Source organism: Rugamonas sp. (assembly GCF_025354735.1).
Classification (GTDB): Bacteria; Pseudomonadota; Gammaproteobacteria; order Burkholderiales; family Burkholderiaceae_D; genus Rugamonas.
Map to the genome: position 1 here is coordinate 61453 of NZ_JANXMI010000294.1, position 17498 is coordinate 78950.

15 protein-coding genes are annotated in these 17498 nt (G+C 65.1%); 13 read left to right on the forward strand and 2 right to left on the reverse strand.

The features are described 5' to 3' along the window. The first annotated feature begins 8 nt into the window (after nucleotides 1-8). The 11 genes from ispC (at nucleotide 9) to Q0S71_RS24290 (ending at nucleotide 12037) form a co-directional block, all read left to right on the forward strand. Entirely contained in the window at nucleotides 9-1190 is a 1182-nt protein-coding gene (ispC, locus tag Q0S71_RS24240; protein ID WP_296001427.1) for a 1-deoxy-D-xylulose-5-phosphate reductoisomerase, read from the forward strand. Next, on the forward strand, nucleotides 1187-2548 hold the full coding sequence (gene rseP / locus Q0S71_RS24245; RefSeq protein WP_296001430.1) for an RIP metalloprotease RseP: 1362 nt from the start codon (nucleotides 1187-1189) through the stop codon (nucleotides 2546-2548). Before ispC ends, rseP begins: the two co-directional genes overlap by 4 nt. 129 nt (nucleotides 2549-2677) lie before the next feature. After that, nucleotides 2678-5035 (forward strand): outer membrane protein assembly factor BamA, encoded by a 2358-nt coding sequence (gene bamA / locus Q0S71_RS24250; protein WP_296001432.1) that lies wholly within the window; start codon nucleotides 2678-2680, stop codon nucleotides 5033-5035. Between the two features lie 68 nt (nucleotides 5036-5103). After that, the gene (locus tag Q0S71_RS24255; protein ID WP_296001434.1) at nucleotides 5104-5637 is read left to right on the forward strand and encodes an OmpH family outer membrane protein; all 534 of its coding nucleotides are present in this window, start codon (nucleotides 5104-5106) and stop codon (nucleotides 5635-5637) included. A gap of 24 nt (nucleotides 5638-5661) precedes the next feature. After that, on the forward strand, nucleotides 5662-6732 hold the full coding sequence (lpxD, locus tag Q0S71_RS24260; RefSeq protein WP_296001435.1) for a UDP-3-O-(3-hydroxymyristoyl)glucosamine N-acyltransferase: 1071 nt from the start codon (nucleotides 5662-5664) through the stop codon (nucleotides 6730-6732). Beyond that, nucleotides 6729-7253: a 3-hydroxyacyl-ACP dehydratase FabZ gene (gene fabZ, locus Q0S71_RS24265; protein WP_296001437.1), complete on the forward strand. Its 525-nt coding sequence runs from the start codon at nucleotides 6729-6731 to the stop codon at nucleotides 7251-7253. Before lpxD ends, fabZ begins: the two co-directional genes overlap by 4 nt. A 2-nt stretch (nucleotides 7254-7255) precedes the next feature. Next, nucleotides 7256-8044, forward strand: a complete 789-nt coding sequence (gene lpxA / locus Q0S71_RS24270) for an acyl-ACP--UDP-N-acetylglucosamine O-acyltransferase (protein ID WP_296001439.1) — start codon at nucleotides 7256-7258, stop codon at nucleotides 8042-8044. 31 nt (nucleotides 8045-8075) lie between these two features. After that, nucleotides 8076-9230, forward strand: a complete 1155-nt coding sequence (lpxB, locus tag Q0S71_RS24275) for a lipid-A-disaccharide synthase (RefSeq protein ID WP_296001442.1) — start codon at nucleotides 8076-8078, stop codon at nucleotides 9228-9230. A gap of 117 nt (nucleotides 9231-9347) precedes the next feature. Then, on the forward strand, nucleotides 9348-9980 hold the full coding sequence (gene rnhB / locus Q0S71_RS24280; RefSeq protein WP_296001444.1) for a ribonuclease HII: 633 nt from the start codon (nucleotides 9348-9350) through the stop codon (nucleotides 9978-9980). Between the two features lie 4 nt (nucleotides 9981-9984). After that, nucleotides 9985-10770, forward strand: coding sequence for an RNA methyltransferase (locus Q0S71_RS24285; RefSeq protein WP_296001446.1), 786 nt, complete (start codon nucleotides 9985-9987; stop codon nucleotides 10768-10770). 67 nt (nucleotides 10771-10837) lie between these two features. Continuing rightward, on the forward strand, nucleotides 10838-12037 hold the full coding sequence (locus Q0S71_RS24290; protein ID WP_296001448.1) for an EAL domain-containing response regulator: 1200 nt from the start codon (nucleotides 10838-10840) through the stop codon (nucleotides 12035-12037). A gap of 12 nt (nucleotides 12038-12049) precedes the next feature. On the opposite strand, the gene Q0S71_RS24295 is transcribed toward Q0S71_RS24290, so the two are convergent. Next, nucleotides 12050-12853 carry a pyruvate, water dikinase regulatory protein gene (locus Q0S71_RS24295; RefSeq protein ID WP_367185335.1) on the reverse strand — a complete coding sequence of 268 codons (804 nt, stop codon included), beginning with the start codon at nucleotides 12851-12853 and terminating at the stop codon, nucleotides 12050-12052. A 267-nt stretch (nucleotides 12854-13120) separates the two neighbouring features. Here Q0S71_RS24295 and ppsA point away from each other — a divergent pair, with 267 nt between their 5' ends. Beyond that, nucleotides 13121-15562 (forward strand): phosphoenolpyruvate synthase, encoded by a 2442-nt coding sequence (gene ppsA, locus Q0S71_RS24300; protein ID WP_296001452.1) that lies wholly within the window; start codon nucleotides 13121-13123, stop codon nucleotides 15560-15562. Between the two features lie 89 nt (nucleotides 15563-15651). Beyond that, nucleotides 15652-16062 (forward strand): DUF4259 domain-containing protein, encoded by a 411-nt coding sequence (locus Q0S71_RS24305; RefSeq protein WP_296001454.1) that lies wholly within the window; start codon nucleotides 15652-15654, stop codon nucleotides 16060-16062. Nucleotides 16063-16209: 147 nt separating this feature from the next. On the opposite strand, the gene Q0S71_RS24310 is transcribed toward Q0S71_RS24305, so the two are convergent. Then, nucleotides 16210-17331: a TIGR03118 family protein gene (locus tag Q0S71_RS24310; RefSeq protein WP_296001456.1), complete on the reverse strand. Its 1122-nt coding sequence runs from the start codon at nucleotides 17329-17331 to the stop codon at nucleotides 16210-16212. Between the last annotated feature and the right edge of the window lie 167 nt (nucleotides 17332-17498).

The following is a 17498-nucleotide window of genomic DNA, read 5'->3' on the forward strand; positions in this document are numbered from 1 at the left end:
ACACCGCCATGCAACAGATCACCATCCTCGGCGCCACCGGTTCCATCGGCGTTTCCACGCTCGACGTGCTGGCCCGCCATCCCGACCGCTACAGCGTCTACGCGCTGTCGGCCCACAGCCGGGTCGACGAACTGGCCGCGCAGTGCGCGCAATTCCGTCCGGCCCGCGCCGTCGTCGGCGACGCCGCCTCGGCCCAGAAGCTGACGGCGCTGCTGCGCGCGCAAGGCCTCAATACCGAAGTCGAATACGGCGAGGCGGCGCTGTGCGCCATCGCCAGCGCGCCCGAAGTGGACGCGGTGATGGCCGCCATCGTCGGCGCGGCCGGCCTGGCGCCGTCGCTGGCGGCGGCCCGCGCCGGCAAGAAGATTTTGTTGGCGAACAAGGAGGCGCTGGTCATGTCCGGCCAGCTGTTCATCGACGCCGTGCAGGAAAACGGCGCCACGCTGCTGCCCATCGACAGCGAACACAATGCCATCTTCCAGTGCCTGCCGCACGCGTACGCGCGCGCGCCCGGCGCCAGCGGCGTGGCCAAGATTTTGCTGACCGCGTCCGGCGGCCCGTTCCTGACGCGCGACGTCGACACGCTCGACGCCGTCACGCCGGAGCAAGCCTGCAAGCACCCCAACTGGAGCATGGGCCGCAAGATCTCGGTCGATTCGGCCACGATGATGAACAAGGGCCTGGAAGTGATCGAGGCGCACTGGCTGTTCGGCGCGCCGGCCGAGCAGATCGAAGTGGTGATCCACCCGCAAAGCGTGATCCATTCGATGGTGTCCTACGTCGACGGTTCGGTGCTGGCGCAGCTGGGCAACCCGGACATGCGCACGCCCATCGCCAACGCGCTGGCCTACCCGGAGCGCATCGACTCGGGCGTGGCGCAGCTGGACCTGACCGCCATCGCGACACTGCAATTCACGCGTCCCGACTACGCGCGCTTCCCCTGCCTGGCGCTGGCCTTCGCCGCGCTGAAAACCGGCGGCACCGCGCCGGCGCTGCTGAACGCGGCCAACGAAGTGGCGGTGCAAGCCTTCCTCGAACGCCGCATCGGCTTCCGCGACATCGACCGCGTCATCGCCCACGTGATGGACGCCGTGCCGCACTACGCCGCCGACAGCATCGCGGTCGTGATGGCGCAGGACGCGCTGGCGCGGGCCTCGGCCACCTCTTACCTGAACGGGATGATGCGATGAGCTTCCTGACGACGGTGCTGGCCTTCATCGGCTCGATGGGCACCCTGGTCGTGCTGCACGAGCTGGGACACTATCTGGTCGCGCGCGCCTGCAACGTCAAGGTGCTGCGCTTCTCGGTCGGCATGGGCAAGGTGGTGTGGTCGCGCCGCTTCGGCCCCGACCAGACGGAATGGGCCATCTCGGCGCTGCCGCTGGGCGGCTACGTCGAAATGCTCGACGCCCGCGGCCAGGACGTCAGCGCGCTCACGCCCGAGGAATTGAAGCGCGAATTCACGCGCCAGAACGTGTGGGCGCGGATCGCCATCGCCGCCGCCGGCCCGGTCGCCAACTTCCTCGTCGCCATCCTGCTCTACACCGGCTTGTACATGCACGGCGTGGCCGAGCCGTCGAGCAAAGTCGCCGTCGCCGCCGGCAGCGCCGCCTACGCGGCCGGCCTGCGCGGCGCCGACGTCGTCACCGCCATCAACGGCCATGAGGTGGAAGTCTGGTCCGACGTGCGCTGGCAGGTGATCCAGGCCGCCGTCGACCGCGTCGACGCGCGCATCGCCGTGCGCCACGCGGCGGGCGGGCAGGCCAGCGTGGTGCTGCCGGCCGCCGTGCTGACGGCGCTGGACCTCGACAGCGACGTGCTGGAAAAACTCGGCATCGACGTGGCCCGACCGCCGCCGACGCTCAATCAGGTGCTGCCCGGCGGCGCCGCCGCGCGCGCCGGTCTGCTGGCCGGCGACCTGATGGTCAGCGTGGACGGCAAGGCCATCGTCGACGGCATCGACTTCATCACCGCCATCCGCGCCTCGGCCGGCAAGACCGTGACCATCGGCCTGCGCCGCGCCGGCCGCTATCTGGAACTGCCGGTCACGCCGGAGACCGACACGGCCAAGAGCCTCGATGGTAAAGGAACTGTAACAGTCGGTAAGATCAGCGTCTATCCCGCGCTGGCGCCGGATATGATCGACGTGGCATCGGCGCCGTTTTCGGCCGTCGCCAAGGCCGCCGGCAAGGTCTGGGACACCAGCGCGCTGACCCTGAAAATGATAGGCAAAATGATCGTCGGCCAGGCCTCGCTGAAGAACATCACCGGCCCGATCACGATCGCCGATTACGCCGGCCAGGCCGCCCATGTCGGCTGGGTGCCTTATCTGAGCTTCGTCGCCTTCATCAGTATTAGTCTGGGCGTGATGAATTTGCTACCCATTCCAGTTTTAGATGGGGGCCATTTGCTGTATTATTCGCTGGAAGTTTTGACAGGACGTCCCGTGCCGGAGCGTTTCGCGGAGATGTCGCGCCGTCTCGGCGTCGGGCTGCTGGCGGCCCTGATCGTACTGGCGCTGTTTAACGACGTCACCCGGCTGCTGTAATCGAGCGTTGAAACCAGCGTTGATACAGCGTTGAAAAGTGAGCTTGAATACGACGCTGGCCGCATGCTTCGGCGGCCGCGTCGCATCGTTGCGTTTATGTAGTCCAATGATTTAGCCATTGAATACCCAATGAAATTATATTCTGACCGTTTTGCCCTGCCTTCCTTTCGCCGCAGCCTGATCGGCGCCGCCGTCCTGGCCTTCTGCGCCGGCGACGCCTTCGCCATCGAACCGTTCGTCATCAAGGATATCCGCGTCGAAGGCATCCAGCGCACGGAAGCCGGCACGGTGTTCAGCTATCTGCCGGTGCGCGTGGGCGAGACCTTCACGGACGAGAAGAGCGTGGCCGCCATCAAGGCGCTGTACGCGACGACCTTCTTCAAGGACGTGCGGCTGGAAAAAGACGGCAACGTGCTGGTGGTGCTGGTCGAGGAACGCCCGGCCATCGCCAAGGTGGAGTTCAGCGGCACCAAGGAATTCGAAAAAGATGTGCTGGTCAAGGCGCTCAAGGACATCGGCGTGGGCGAGGCGAAAATCTTCGACAAGGCCTCGGTCGACCGCGCCGAGCAGGAACTCAAGCGCCAGTATCTGTCGCACGGCCTGTATGGCGTCAAGATCACCACCACCGTCACGCCGATAGAGCGCAACCGCGTCACCATCACGTTCGCGGTCGACGAGGGCGACATCGCCAAGATCAAGCAGATCAACATCGTCGGCAACAAGGTCTTCTCCGACAAGGAACTCAAGGACACGCTGGCGCTGAACTCGGGCGGCTGGTTCTCGTGGTACACCAAGGCCGACCAGTATTCCAAGACCAAGCTGACCGGCGACATCGAGTCGCTCAAGTCCTACTATCTGAACCGCGGCTACATCGAGATGCAGGTCGAATCGACCCAGGTCTCGATCACCCCGGACAAGAAGGACATCTACATCACCATCAACATCAGCGAAGGCGAGAAGTACAAGGTCGCCGACATCAAGTTCGAGGGCGAGTTGTTCGGCCGCGAAGAGGAACTGCGCTCGCTGGTGCTGCTGCACCGCGGCGACATCTACTCGGGCGAGCGCCTGACGGCGACCAACAAGTTCATCTCGGACCGCCTCGGCACCTTCGGCTACGCCTTCGCCAACGTCAACGCCAACCCGGACATCGACCGCGCCAAGCGCGAAGTGTCGTTCACCTTCTTCATCGATCCGGGCAAGCGCGCCTACGTGCGCCACATGAACATCTCGGGCAACACCACCACGCGCGATGAAGTGATCCGCCGTGAATTCCGCCAGTTCGAATCGTCGTGGTACGACGCCAACAAGATCAAGCTCTCGCGCGACCGCGTCGACCGCCTCGGCTACTTCAAGGACGTCACCATCGACACCCCGGAAGCCCAGGGCACCAACGACCAGGTCGACGTCAACCTGGCCGTCACCGAAAAGCCGACCGGGAACTTCCAGATCGGCGGCGCCTTCTCGCAGTCGGAAAAATTCTCGCTGTCGGCATCGATCCAGCAGGCCAACTTCGCCGGTAGCGGCAACACGGTCGGCATCGACCTGAACACCAGCAAGTACAGCCGCACCATCGCGCTGTCGGGCACCAACCCGTATTACACGGACGAGGGCGTGTCGCGCTCGGAAGAAATCTACCTGCGCACGACGCAGCCGCCGGCCCTCAACATCGGCTCCTACACGATCCGCCAGGAGGGCGGCCGCGTCAGCTGGGGCGTGCCGTTCTCGGAAACGGACACCGTCTTCTTCGGGGTCGGCCTGGAGCGCTCGCGCATCGACACCGACTCGTCGAGCCCGCTGCGCTTCCGTAACTACGTCGCCGACATCAACGGCAGCACGCTGCCGCCCACGGCCATCGGTTACGGCGTCGGTTCGGCCACCACCAACGCGGTGCCGTTCACGGCCGCGTGGGCGCGCGACAGCCGCGACAGCTCGCTGACGCCGACCGTCGGCCGCTACCAGCGCGCCAACCTGGAACTGGACTTGATCGGCAATTCCAAATACTACCGCGCGGTCTACGAGCAGCAGTACTACAAGCCGCTGTTCTCGAAGATCACGCTGGCCCTGAAGGGCGAGATCGACTTCGGCCACGGCATCGGCGACAAGCCGTATCCGGTGTTCAAAAACTTCTACGGCGGCGGCATCGGTTCCGTGCGCGGCTACGAAAGCTCGTCCCTGGGCGCGGTCGATCCGACCACCTTCGATGCGCTGGGCGGCCCCGAGCGCCTGATCGGCAACGCCGAGTTGCAGATGCCGTTCCCCGGCTCCGGTTCGGACCGCAGCTTGCGCTGGTTCGGCTTCGTCGACAGCGGCCAGGTCTACCAGGAAGGCGAAAAGATGCGCGCGTCGCAACTGCGCTATTCTACGGGTCTGGGCATCAGCTGGATTTCGCCGGTCGGACCGCTCAAGCTGAGCTACGCCAAGCCGCTCAACGCCAAGCCGGGCGACCGCCTGGAACGCTTCCAGTTCCAGATGGGTACCGGTTTCTGATGCGGCAGGGCGCGTCCAGCATGGTTATGCCACTCTCTAATCCATCACCGCAATCACGGAGAATCAAGTTGAAGACGGTATCCGCTACGATGAGCAAATATGTCGCCGTGCTTGCGCTGGGCTGGTGTTCTATCGCGACGGTGCAGGCCCAGACGCCGCCGCCGCCCGGCTCGCGCATCGCCTGGCTCAGCCCCGAGCGCATCTACAACGAGTCGAAGCTGGCCAAGCTGGCCGGCGAAAAGTTGGCCGAGCAGTTCAAGGGCCGCGAAAAAGCCATGCAGGAGATGGCCGGACGCCTGAAAGAGGCGTCCGAAAAGCTCGACAAGGACTTGCCGGCCCTGAGCGAGTCCGAACGGGCCCGCCGCCAGCATGAATACCTGGAGCTGGACAAGGAATTCCAGCGCCGCCAGCGCGAATTCCACGAAGACCTGAACCAGGCCACCAACGAGGAACGGGCGGCGATTTCGGATAAGGCGACCAAGGTCATCAAGCAGCTGGCCGCCGTCGAAGGCTTCGACATCGTATTGCAGGACGCGGTCTGGGCCAGCCCGCGCATCGACATCACCGACAAGGTGCTGGCGGCGCTGGATAAAGATAAATAATCAAACACAGATTGGACAACCTCGATGGGCACTCGACTAGGAGCATTGGTCGAACGCTTGGGCGGGCAATTGGTGGGCGACCCGAATCTGGAAGTATCGGGTATCGCGCCACTGACGGACGCCGGCGTTTCGCACATCAGCTTTCTCAGCAATAGCAAGCTGCGCGCGCAGGCCGTGCGCAGCCAGGCCGCCGCGCTGATCGTCGCCGCGGCCGACGACGACTTCATCGCGGCCGGCTACAGCGGCGCGCGCATCGTCACCCCCAACCCCTATGTCTACTTCGCGCGCGCGGCGCAGTACTTCGCCGCGCTCGATGAAATCGTGCCGGCCGCCGGCGTGCACGCCAGCGCCGTCGTCGCCGCCGGCGCGCGGGTCCACGCCAGCGCCCACATCGGCGCGCGCGTGGTGGTGGAGGAGGGCGCCGTCATCGGCGCGGACGCCGTCATCGACGCCGGCTGCTACATCGGGCGCGACGCCGTCATCGGCGCCGCCACCCACTTCTTCGCCAACGTGACCTTCCACGCCCGCTGCCAGATCGGCGCGCGCGGCATCGTCCATTCGGGCGCCGTGATCGGCACCGACGGTTTCGGTTTCGCCAACGAGGGCGGGGTCTACATCAAGATTCCGCAGACCGGCCGCGTGATGATAGGCGACGACGTCGACATCGGCGCCAACACCACCATCGACCGCGGCGCGCTGGCCGACACCATCATCGAGGACGGCGTCAAGCTCGATAACCAGATCCAGATCGGCCACAACTGCCACATCGGCGCCCACACGGCGATGGCCGGCTGCGTCGGCGTGGCCGGCAGCGCCAGGATAGGCAAATACTGCACCTTCGGCGGCGCCGCCATGGTGCTGGGCCATTTGACCATCGCCGACCGGGTCCACATTTCATCGGGCAGCATGGTGTCGCGCTCGATTTTGGAGCCGGGCCAGTACACCGGCTTTTATCCGCTGGCGAAAAACGCCGACTGGGAAAAGACCGCCGCCATCGTGCGCAACCTGGACACCATGCGCGACAAGATCCGGGCGCTGGAAAAAACCATTAAAACACTGACACATCAAGACCACAAAAGCGAAGAGCCATCATGACCACGACCACGCCCGCCAGCACCACCCCCATCGCCGCCGAGACCTGCGTTAAGAAATGCCTCGACATCCACCAGATCAAGCAGTACCTGCCGCACCGCTATCCTATGCTGCTGGTCGACCGCGTGCTGGACTGGGAGTCGGGCAAGACCATCACGGCGATCAAGAACGTCACCGTCAACGAGGAATTCTTCAACGGCCACTTCCCGCACAAGCCGGTGATGCCGGGCGTGCTGATGATCGAAGCGATGGCGCAGACGGCGGCCATTCTGTCCTTCCTGACCATGGACATCAAGCCGGACGAAAACTCCATCGTCTACTTCGTCGGCATCGACAACGCGCGCTTCAAGCGTCCCGTCGAACCGGGCGACCAGCTGGTGATGAACGTGGAAATCGTGCGCGTCTCGCGCGGCATCTGGAAGTACAAGGCGGTCGGCAGCGTCGACGGCAAGGTCGCGGTCGAAGCCGATTTGATGTGCACCATCCGCAGCGCCGACGACGCCAGTCAGCCCGCAGGGAAGTAATCATGGCGAAGATTCATTCCACCGCGCTGGTCGATCCGGCCGCGCAGCTCGACGCCAGCGTTGAAGTGGGACCGTACTCCATCATCGGCCCGCACGTCACGATAGGCGCCGGCACCGTCGTCGGTCCGCACGTCGTCATCGAAGGCCACACCACCATCGGCGCCGACAACAAGTTCTTCCAGTTCTCGTCGATCGGCGCCGCGCCGCAGGACAAGAAATGGAACGGCGAAGCGACCCGCCTGGAAATCGGCGACCGCAACACCATCCGCGAATTCTGCACCTTCAACACCGGCACCGTGCAGGACGCCGGCGTGACGCGGCTCGGCAACGACAACTGGATCTCGGCCTACGTCCACCTGGCGCACGACTGCCAGGTCGGCAACAACACCATCTTCTCGAACAACGCGCAGCTGGCCGGCCACGTCGAAATCGGCGACTGGGTCATCATGAGCGGTTTCGCCAACGTCCACCAGTTCTGCAAGATCGGCGCCCACGCCTTTGTCGGCATGAGCACCAGCCTGACCCAGGACGTGCCGCCGTATGTGCTCCTGAACGGCAATCCGGCGCAGGCCCACGGCGTCAACATCGAGGGCCTGAAACGGCGCGGCTTCACGCGCGAGCAGATCAACGGCATCCGCAGCGCCTACAAACTGATCTACCGTTCCGGCCTGACGCTGGAGGAGGCCAAGGTCGCGCTGATCGCCGAAGAAGCGGCCACGCCGGCCGCCGCCGAGCAGATCCGCTACATGCGCACGTTCCTCGACACGGCCACCCGTGGCATCGTCCGCTGACAGCGGCGCTGGCGACGGCGCAGGCACTGGCATGGTCTCCGGCTCCGGCATCTCGGTTGCCGTCGTCGCCGGCGAGCCGTCGGGCGACGTGCTGGCGGCGCGGCTGCTGTCCGGATTGCGCCCGCACCTGCCGCAGGCGCGCATGCACGGCATCGGCGGCGAGCATATGATGGCCCACGGTTTCGTCTCCGACTGGCCGATGGACAAGCTGACCGTGCGCGGCCTGCTGGCCATCGTGCCGCGCTACCGCGAAATCAAGGGCATACAGAACGCGCTGCGCGACCAGCTGATCGCCGAGAAACCGTCGGTCTTCATCGGCGCCGACTATCCCGGTTTCAACCTGGGACTGGAAATGCAGCTGAAGGCGGCCGGCATCCCGACCGTGCATTACATCGGGCCGCAGATCTGGGCCTGGCGCGGTGGCCGCATCAAGAAAATCATCAAGGCGGTGTCGCACATGCTGGTGATCTTCCCCTTCGAGGAGGAGATTTACCGCAACGCCGGCGTGCCGGTCACCTATGTCGGCCACCCGCTGGCGGAACTGGTGCCGCTGGTGCCGGACGAAGCGGCCGCGCGCCGCGCCCTCGGCCTGCCGCAGGACGCCAACGTCGTCACCATCATGCCGGGCAGCCGCATGTCCGAGTTGAAGTACAACACGGCGGCCTTCGTCGGCGCGGCCAGGCTGCTGTCGCAGCGCGACCGCTCGCTGCGTTTCGTGGCGCCGATGGCGGGCGAAAAGCAGCGCCAGTATTTTCTGGAACTGGTGGCGCAGGCGGGCTTGCAGGACGTCGACATCCAGCTGCTCGACGGCCAGTCGCACACCGCCATCGCCGCCGCCGACGCGGTGCTGGTCGCATCGGGCACGGCGTCGCTGGAAGTGGCGCTGTTCAAGAAGCCGATGGTGATCGCGTATAAAATGATGGCGGCGGAGTGGCAGATTTTGCGTCACTTCGGTTATCAGCCGTGGATAGGCTTGCCGAATATCCTGGCGCGCGAATTCCTGGTGCCGGAGCTGTTGCAGGATGCCGCCAGTCCGGCGGCGCTGGCCGACGCCATGTGGCGGCAACTGAGCGACGCGCCGCACCGCCTGCGGCTGGTGCAGCGCTTCACCGACATGCACCACAGTCTGTTGCGCAACAGCGCGCAGGAAAGCGCGGCGGCGGTCCTGAAAATTATCGGCGCCTGAACCGGGGTCGGACCCTCTTTGAAGGTGCCGGCTGCGGCCACTGGCCTAAAGCGGGCGCTTGACCCCGGTGTCCCCGGCTCCGCCCAACGCCAGCGCCCGAACAATGAAAGCATCAACGTGAAAAATATCTATCCCGGCTTGTTTGACGACCTGCCATTCTCGCTCGACGAGATCATCTGCGGCGTGGACGAAGCCGGCCGCGGGCCGCTGGCCGGCCAGGTGTTCGCGGCCGCCGTGATCCTGCATCCGGAGCGCGCCATCGCCGGCCTGCGCGACTCGAAAAAGCTGACCGAGGCCAAACGCGATTTGCTGGCGCCCGTCATCAAGGCCAACGCGCTGGCGTGGGCCATCGCCTCCGCCTCGGAAGCGGAAATCGACGAACTCAATATCCTGCACGCGTCGATGCTGGCGATGCGCCGCGCCGTCGAGGCGCTGGCCACCGTGCCGACGCTGGCCCTGATCGACGGCAACCGCTGCCCCGTGATGACCATCCAGGCCATCGCCATCGTCGGCGGCGACGACAAGGTCGATTCCATATCGGCCGCCTCCATCCTCGCCAAGACCGCGCGCGACGCCGCCCTGGTGACGCTGCACGCCACCTATCCGCAATACGGCTTCGACCAGCACAAGGGCTATCCGACCGCGCTGCACCTGGCGCGCCTGGAACTCCACGGCGCCTCGCCGGTGCACCGCCGTTCCTTCGGCCCGGTGCGCAAGGCCCTGGAGCTGGCCGCCGCCAGGGCCGCATAAGAGCATGAAAACCATCACCTCGCGCGACAACGCGCAATACAAAGACCTCAAACACCTGGCCGGCAGTTCGCAGGCGCGCCGCAAGGCCGGCCGCACGCTGCTCGACGGCGTCCACCTGTGCCAGGCCTGGATACAGCTGCGCGGCATGCCGGAGCAGTGCATCGTCAGCGAGAGCGCGCTGGCCAACCCGGAAGTGGCGGACATCGTCAGCCAGCTCGAAGCCCAGCGCGCGCACGTGACCGCGCTGCCCGACGCGCTGTACCACGCCGTCAGCCAGGTCGAACACGGCGTCGGCCTGATGTTTTTGATCGCCACGCCGGAACGCGCCGTGCCGGACGCGCTGACCGTGTCGTCGGTGCTGCTCGATAACGTGCAAGACCCCGGCAACGTCGGCTCCATCCTGCGCAGCGCGGCGGCGGCCGGCATCGAGCAAGTGTTTTGCAGCGCCGGCACCGCGTTCTGCTGGTCGCCGAAAGTGCTGCGGGCGGCCATGGGCGCCCACTTCGTGCTCGATATTTTCGAGAACGTCGACCTGGCGCCGCTGGTGTCGTCCTCGCGCGTGCCCACGCTGGCCACCAGCGGCTACGCCACCCAGCGCCTGTACGACGTCGACCTGCGCCAGCCGGTGGCGTGGCTGTTCGGCCACGAAGGGCAGGGCGTGGCCGACGACCTGCTGGCCATGGCGACGCACCAGGTGGTGATCCCGCACGCCGGCCAGGTGGAATCTTTAAACGTTGCCGCTTGTGCAGCTGTATGCTTTTTTGAACAACTCAGGCAGAATCACGTGTAAGACCGCGCATTGCAAAAATTAACACAATAAATCAGCAAAATAAGCGCGTGTATAACACGGAGATTCGATGGAAATAGGGCAATTGCATTTTCTGGTGGCCGACGGCGACCCGCTGCAACGCGAGGCCCTGGCCGCGATGTTGACCCAGCTGGGCGCCGGCCACATCACGCAGGTGCCGGACGGCCACAACGCCCTGCGCGATTTCACCGGCGGCCTGGCGCCGGCCGTCGACATCGGCATCATCGATCTGGTGTTGCCGGGCATGGACGGGCTGGAACTGATACGCCGCCTGGCCGACATGCAATGCCGGGCCGGCATCATCATCATCGGCGCGCTGGGGCCGACGGTGCTGCTGTCGGTGGAAACGCTGGCGCAAGCCTACGGCACCCATTTGCTCGGCACGATAGACAAGCCGGTCACCGCCGCCAAGGTGGCCGAGTTGCTGGCCCATTACGCGCCGCAGGCCGAGGCCCCGGCCCAGCGCGCGGCCGCGCCGCAGTTCGCCTTCGACGAGGTGGCGCGCGGCTTGCGGGCCGGCGAATTCGATCCCTATTTCCAGCCGAAGATCGAGCTCGCCAGCGGCCGCGTCGAAGGCCTGGAAATGTTCGCGCGCTGGCGCCACCCCGAGCACGGCGTGCTGGAGCCGGCCTCGTTCATGGCGGTGCTGGCGGAAAACCAGCGCATCGATTTCCTCGACTGGGCCATGATAGAAAAAACGGTGGCGGCCTGCCGCACGCTGCACGACCAGAACATCCCGATTTCCTTTTCCATCAACGTCGATCCCGGCACCCTGGCCCACCCGCAATTCATGGAGCAGATCGACGCCTGCCTGGCGCGCCACGATGTCGAGGCGGCCTACATCGCTTTCGAGATTTCCGAGTCGGCCGTGCTGACCACCGACCCGCGCCTGCTCGAGCGCCTGCTGCGGCTGCGCATGGCCGGCTTCGGCCTGGCCATCGACGATTACGGCACCGGGCGCTCGAACTTGCAGCTGCTGGCACGCATCCCGTTTTCCGAACTGAAGATAGACCGCAGCTTCGTCGACGGCGCCTCGAAGAAAAGCGCCATCGGCACCGTGCTGCGTTCCTGCCTGGGACTGGCGCGCAGCCTGGACCGGCGCTCGGTCGCCGTCGGCGTCGAGACCAAGCAGGATTGGGACTTCGTGCAGGGCCTGGGCTGCAACTACGCCCAGGGCTACTACATCGCCAAGCCGATGCCGGTGCAGGATTTCCCCGCCTGGCTCAAGGACTGGGCCGAATTCTTTTAACCGGCGCGGCGCCTAGTATTCGCGCCGGTTCGGCTTGATCTCCTGCAGGATGGTGGTCGAGATTTCCTCGATCGACTTGGTGGTCGACGACAGCCAGCGTATGCCTTCGCGCTTCATCATAATCTCGGCCTCGTTGACTTCATAGCGGCAGTTTTCCAGCGACGCGTATTTGCTGCCGGCGCGGCGCTCGTTGCGGATTTCGGCCAGCCGCTCCGGCGTGATCGTCAGCCCGAAAATCTTCGACTTGTACTGGTAGAGCGACGACGGCAGCTTGCCGCGCTCGAAATCGTCGGGGATCAGCGGGTAGTTGGCGGCCTTGATCCCGTACTGCATGGCGAGATACAAGCTGGTCGGCGTCTTGCCCGAGCGCGACACGCCGACCAGGATGACGTCGGCCGACGACAAATTCTTATGCGACTGGCCGTCGTCGTGGGCCAGCGAAAAATTGATCGCCTCGATGCGGTTCTTGTATTCCTCGCTGTCGACGATGTTGTGCGAGCGGCCGATGGTGTGGGTCGATTTCACGCCCAGCTCCTGCTCCAGCGGCGCGACGAAGGTCTGGATCAAATCCATGTGCATGCCCTTGCACTGCCGGATCACGCTCGACAGCTCGGCCTTCACCAGCGTCGAAAAGATGATGGGCCGCTGGCCGTCGGCCGCATAGGCCTCGTTGATCTTGCGCGCCGCGTCGTAGGCCTTTTCCATGGTGTCGATGAAGGGCATGCGGATCTGGCGGAAGCGCAGCTCGAACTGGGTCAGCACCGAGTGGCCGAAGGTTTCGGCCGTGATGCCGGTGCCGTCGGAGACGAAGAACACGGTGCGGGCGGCGCTCGGCAGGGGCTGGCGCGCATCATGGGCGACGACCGGCGCGATGAGCGGGGCGACGACGGGCGCGATGTCGGCGGCGTCCGGGGAAGAGGCGTGTGTCATTTGTTTATATGCTCAGTTTTGTGAATCGTCAATTCGTCCGGCAGGCTGTAAAATGGCTCGCAACGGTTAGATTGTGCTGCACGACGACAAGAATAACAAGAAACGATGTCTGCGCCTCGCGGGAAGATTTCTATCATCAGTAAGGGTGTCATTATGACCAGCTTGTCCAACGCAGCAATCAAGGAGCAGGAAAATCCCGGCGACGCCGTCTACGTCGCCGCTTTCGAACACTTGCGCATGACCGACGTCGAAACGGTCGGCGGCAAGAACGCCTCATTGGGTGAAATGATCAGCCAGCTGGCCGAAGCCGGCGTGCGCGTGCCGGGCGGCTTCGCCACCACGGCGCAGGCCTTCCGCGACTTTTTATCGTATAGCGTAGCCGGCGGCAAACCGCTGGCCGAGCGCATCGCCGACCGCCTGGCCGACCTTGATATCGACGACGTGCGCGCGCTGGCCAAGGCCGGCGCCGACATCCGCCAGTGGATCGTCGAAACGCCGTTCCAGCCGCGCCTCGCCGCCGAAATCCAGACCTATTACGACCGGCTGGTGGCCGGCTCGGACACCGAAATGTCGTTCGCGGTGCGCTCGTCGGCCACCGCCGAAGACATGCCCGACGCTTCCTTCGCCGGCCAGCAGGAGACCTTCCTCAACGTCGTCGGCATCGACAATGTGCTCGACGCGATGAAGCACGTCTTCGCCTCGCTGTACAACGACCGCGCCATTTCCTACCGTGTGCACAAGGGCTACACCCACGCCGAGGTGGCGCTGTCGGCCGGCGTCCAGCGCATGGTGCGCTCCGATCTGGGCGCGGCCGGCGTCATGTTCACCATCGACACCGAGTCCGGCTTCAAGGACGTGGTCTTCGTCACCTCCAGCTACGGCCTGGGCGAGACGGTGGTGCAGGGCGCCGTCAACCCGGACGAATTCTACGTCCACAAGCCGATGCTGGAAAAGGGCAAGTCGCCCGTCATCCGCCGCAACATCGGCTCCAAGCTGCTGAAGATGGAATTCACCAGCGAGGCCAGGGCCGGCCGCTCGGTCAAGACCGTCGACGTGCCGGTCGAGATGCGCAACCGCTATTCGCTCAACGACGCCGAAGTGGTGGAGCTGGCCAAGTACGCCGTCATCATCGAGAACCACTATGGCCGGGCCATGGACATCGAGTGGGGCAAGGATGGCCGCGACGGCAAGCTGTATATCCTGCAGGCGCGTCCCGAGACGGTCAAGTCGCAGCAGAAATCGACCGACGCGCAGCAGCGTTTCAAGCTGAAATCGACCGGCACGGTGCTGGCGTCGGGCCGCGCCATCGGCCAGAAAATCGGCGCCGGTCCGGTGCGCGTGATCCACGACGCGGCCGACATGGAACGCGTGCAGCCGGGCGACGTGCTGGTCGCCGACATGACCGACCCTAACTGGGAACCGGTGATGAAGCGCGCCGCAGCCATCGTCACCAACCGCGGCGGCCGCACCTGCCACGCGGCCATCATCGCGCGCGAACTGGGCGTGCCGGCCGTCGTCGGCTGCGGCGACGCCACCGAGGTGCTCAAGGACGGCACCTTCGTCACCGTCTCCTGCGCCGAGGGCGACGAGGGCAAGATCTACGACGGCCTGCTGGAAACGGAAGTGTCGGAAGTGGCGCGCGGCGAACTGCCGCCGCTGAAAACCAAGATCATGCTCAACGTCGGCAATCCGCAGCTGGCCTTCGATTTCCAGTCGGTGCCGAACGGCGGCGTGGGACTGGCGCGGTTGGAATTCATCATCAACAACAACATCGGCGTGCACCCGAAAGCCATCCTCGAATATCCGAACATCGACGCCGACCTGAAAAAAGCGGTGGAGTCGGTGGCGCGCGGCCATGCCTCGCCGAAGGCGTTTTACGTCGACAAGCTGGCCGAGGGCATCGCCACCATCGCCGCCGCGTTCTGGCCGAAACCGGTGATTGTGCGCCTGTCCGATTTCAAGTCGAACGAGTACAAAAAGCTGATCGGTGGTTCGCGCTACGAGCCGGACGAAGAAAATCCTATGCTCGGCTTCCGTGGCGCGGCGCGCTACCTGGCGGCCGATTTCGCCGGCGCCTTCGAGATGGAATGCCTGGCCATGAAGCGCGTGCGCAACGACATGGGCCTGACCAACGTCGAGATCATGGTGCCCTTCGTGCGCACCCTGGGCCAGGCCGAGAAGGTGGTCCAGCTGCTGGCCAAGAATGGCCTGGTGCGCGGCGAAAATGAACTGCGCCTCATCATGATGTGCGAAGTGCCGTCCAACGCGCTGCTGGCCGACCAGTTCCTCGACCACTTCGACGGCTTCTCGATCGGCTCCAACGACTTGACGCAGCTGACGCTGGGCCTGGACCGCGACTCCGGCATGGCCTTGCTGGCGGCCGATTTCGACGAGCGCGATCCGGCCGTGAAAGCCTTGCTGTCGATGGCGATCAAGGCCTGCCGCGCGCGCGGAAAATACATCGGCATTTGCGGCCAGGGGCCGTCGGACCATCCGGACTTCGCGGTGTGGCTGATGGAAGAGGGCATCGAGTCGATGTCGCTCAATCCCGATTCGGTGATCGACACGTGGCAGAAGCTGGCCGCGATGCAGTAAGTTTGCAGTGAGTTTTATGTGACGTTTGAAGAACCCTCGTGGTCCGTAACGGGCGGCGGGGGTTTTTTTATTTTTGAATGGAGAACACGATGGGAACTTGGGCAGTCGACGCTTTCGGCAATGACTTCGCGCTGGACTGGGCGGAGGATTTACAGGAGCTGAAAAACATGGACGCGGTGGAGGACACCCTCAACAACGCGCTCGATCACACCGACGCGGTGCTGGAGGCGCCGTTCGCGGCCGAGGCGCTGGTGGCGATAGAAGTCATCGCGCGCTTGCAAGGCCACTGGGGCGAGCGCACCGAGGAAAGCGCGGCCGTCGACGCCTGGGTGGCGCAGCGGCCGCAGAAGGCGCGCCCCGACCTGGCCGAAAAAGCGCACCGCGTGATCGAGCGCGTGTTGTCGGAGCAGTCCGAGTTGCGCGAACTGTGGGCCGACAGCGAACATTACGACGACTGGCGGGCCTCGGTGGCGGAATTGAAAACCCGCGTCAGCGTGTGAGCAGTTTTTGCGGCCGACAGCGTGGAGTCGGGGTCAGACCCCGCCGGGCATGCAGCGACTGCGGCCACTGAACTCGAGCGGGGTCTGACCCTGGTTTGAGCCGCAGTCTTGCCCGCAGTCTGCCCCCTCGCCGCTGCCGGTCCAGTGTCACGGGTTCATGTCGATGCGGCCGTAGACGCCATGCGCCTCGTCGCCCGGTCCCGCCGTGTAGAACAGCGTATTGGCCGGCTGGCTATTGACGCCGTTGCCAAACGCGATCCCCCACAAACCATCGAGCACCAGCGGCGTGCCGTCCGCCTTGGCCAGCGTGCCGGCGTAGGCGCCGCTGCTCGCATCGTAGGCATTGATTTTGCCGTCGCCGAAATTGGCCACCAGCAGTTTGCCGCTGAAGGTGCCGAAGTTGGACGGCGCGACCGCGATGCCCCACGGCGCATTGAGCGCGCCCGCCGTGACCAGGCGCTTGAGCAGATTGCCGGCCGTGTCGAACACGTCGACCACGCCGGCGCCCGCGCTGTGCGACTCGTCGTCGCCGCTGGCCTGGCGCTGCGCGTAGCTGACGTAGATCTGCTGGCCGACAGCCTGAATGCCGAACGGCGCATAGTCCGCCGGCAGCTGGGCGTCGACGAAGCCGCCGGGCAGGGCGACCTTGTTGAAATTGGTGTCGAAGACGTCGATGCGCTTGTTGTGGAAGTCGGTGGCGTAAAGATAATTCACTCCGAGGTAGCCGGCGTTGGCCAGGCCCTTGTAGACGTTGCCGCCGGCGCTGCCGTCGAACATGGTGACGGCCACCGTCGGATTGACGCTGGGCGACCAGGCCGAGATGGTGCCGCTCTCGCTGGCGAAGACGAAGGGGCTGGCGCCGGTCTTGCCGTTCTGCGCGACCTTGAAGTCCTGGGTGGCGTTGAAGACGATGCCGGTCGGCGCGTCGGGCGTGCTGACGACCAGCGATTGCGGCACGCCGTTGCCGTCGTAGAGCGTCGACTTCGAGGTGCCGTTGTCGTTGACCCATACGAAGCCGGTCGGGTTGAAGGCGATGCCCCAGGCGTTGACCAGATTTGGATCGGTGTGGGCGGCGCCGCCGCCGTCCGCCACCAGCGCCGTTTGGGTGAACGCGGTGACGGCGACGACCGGCGGCGGTACGACCACGGGTGGCGTGGCGGTGTCGCCGCCGCCGCCGCAGGCGACCAGCGCCGTCGCCAGCGTCGCCGCGCCGGCCATGACGCGGAGGGTGACGCAGCGCGCGAGTGGATGTTCAGCGTGAGTATTCATCGTGCTTCCTTTCGATGTGGCGGAGGAGGTTCCGTACTCCGTTGATGCCCGCGCACGCGAAAAAGGTTTCGCTTCGATGTAAAAATAAAAAGGTGAACGATCTGGAATGGTTTGTGGACGCGGGTCGTACGCGGCCCGGCCGGGTCAGAACGAATACGCGGCGCCGA

Excerpts from the sequence above, each read along its gene's own strand:
- ispC (WP_296001427.1), top strand. The coding sequence starts at position 9 with ATGCAACAGATCACCATCCTCGGCGCCACCGGTTCCATCGGCGTTTCC.
- rseP (WP_296001430.1), top strand. The coding sequence starts at position 1,187 with ATGAGCTTCCTGACGACGGTGCTGGCCTTCATCGGCTCGATGGGCACC.
- bamA (WP_296001432.1), top strand. The coding sequence starts at position 2,678 with ATGAAATTATATTCTGACCGTTTTGCCCTGCCTTCCTTTCGCCGCAGC.
- lpxD (WP_296001435.1), top strand. The coding sequence starts at position 5,662 with ATGGGCACTCGACTAGGAGCATTGGTCGAACGCTTGGGCGGGCAATTG.
- fabZ (WP_296001437.1), top strand. The coding sequence starts at position 6,729 with ATGACCACGACCACGCCCGCCAGCACCACCCCCATCGCCGCCGAGACC.
- lpxA (WP_296001439.1), top strand. The coding sequence starts at position 7,256 with ATGGCGAAGATTCATTCCACCGCGCTGGTCGATCCGGCCGCGCAGCTC.
- lpxB (WP_296001442.1), top strand. The coding sequence starts at position 8,076 with ATGGTCTCCGGCTCCGGCATCTCGGTTGCCGTCGTCGCCGGCGAGCCG.
- Q0S71_RS24285 (WP_296001446.1), top strand. The coding sequence starts at position 9,985 with ATGAAAACCATCACCTCGCGCGACAACGCGCAATACAAAGACCTCAAA.
- Q0S71_RS24290 (WP_296001448.1), top strand. The coding sequence starts at position 10,838 with ATGGAAATAGGGCAATTGCATTTTCTGGTGGCCGACGGCGACCCGCTG.
- ppsA (WP_296001452.1), top strand. The coding sequence starts at position 13,121 with ATGACCAGCTTGTCCAACGCAGCAATCAAGGAGCAGGAAAATCCCGGC.
- Q0S71_RS24305 (WP_296001454.1), top strand. The coding sequence starts at position 15,652 with ATGGGAACTTGGGCAGTCGACGCTTTCGGCAATGACTTCGCGCTGGAC.
- Q0S71_RS24310 (WP_296001456.1), bottom strand. The coding sequence starts at position 17,331 with ATGAATACTCACGCTGAACATCCACTCGCGCGCTGCGTCACCCTCCGC.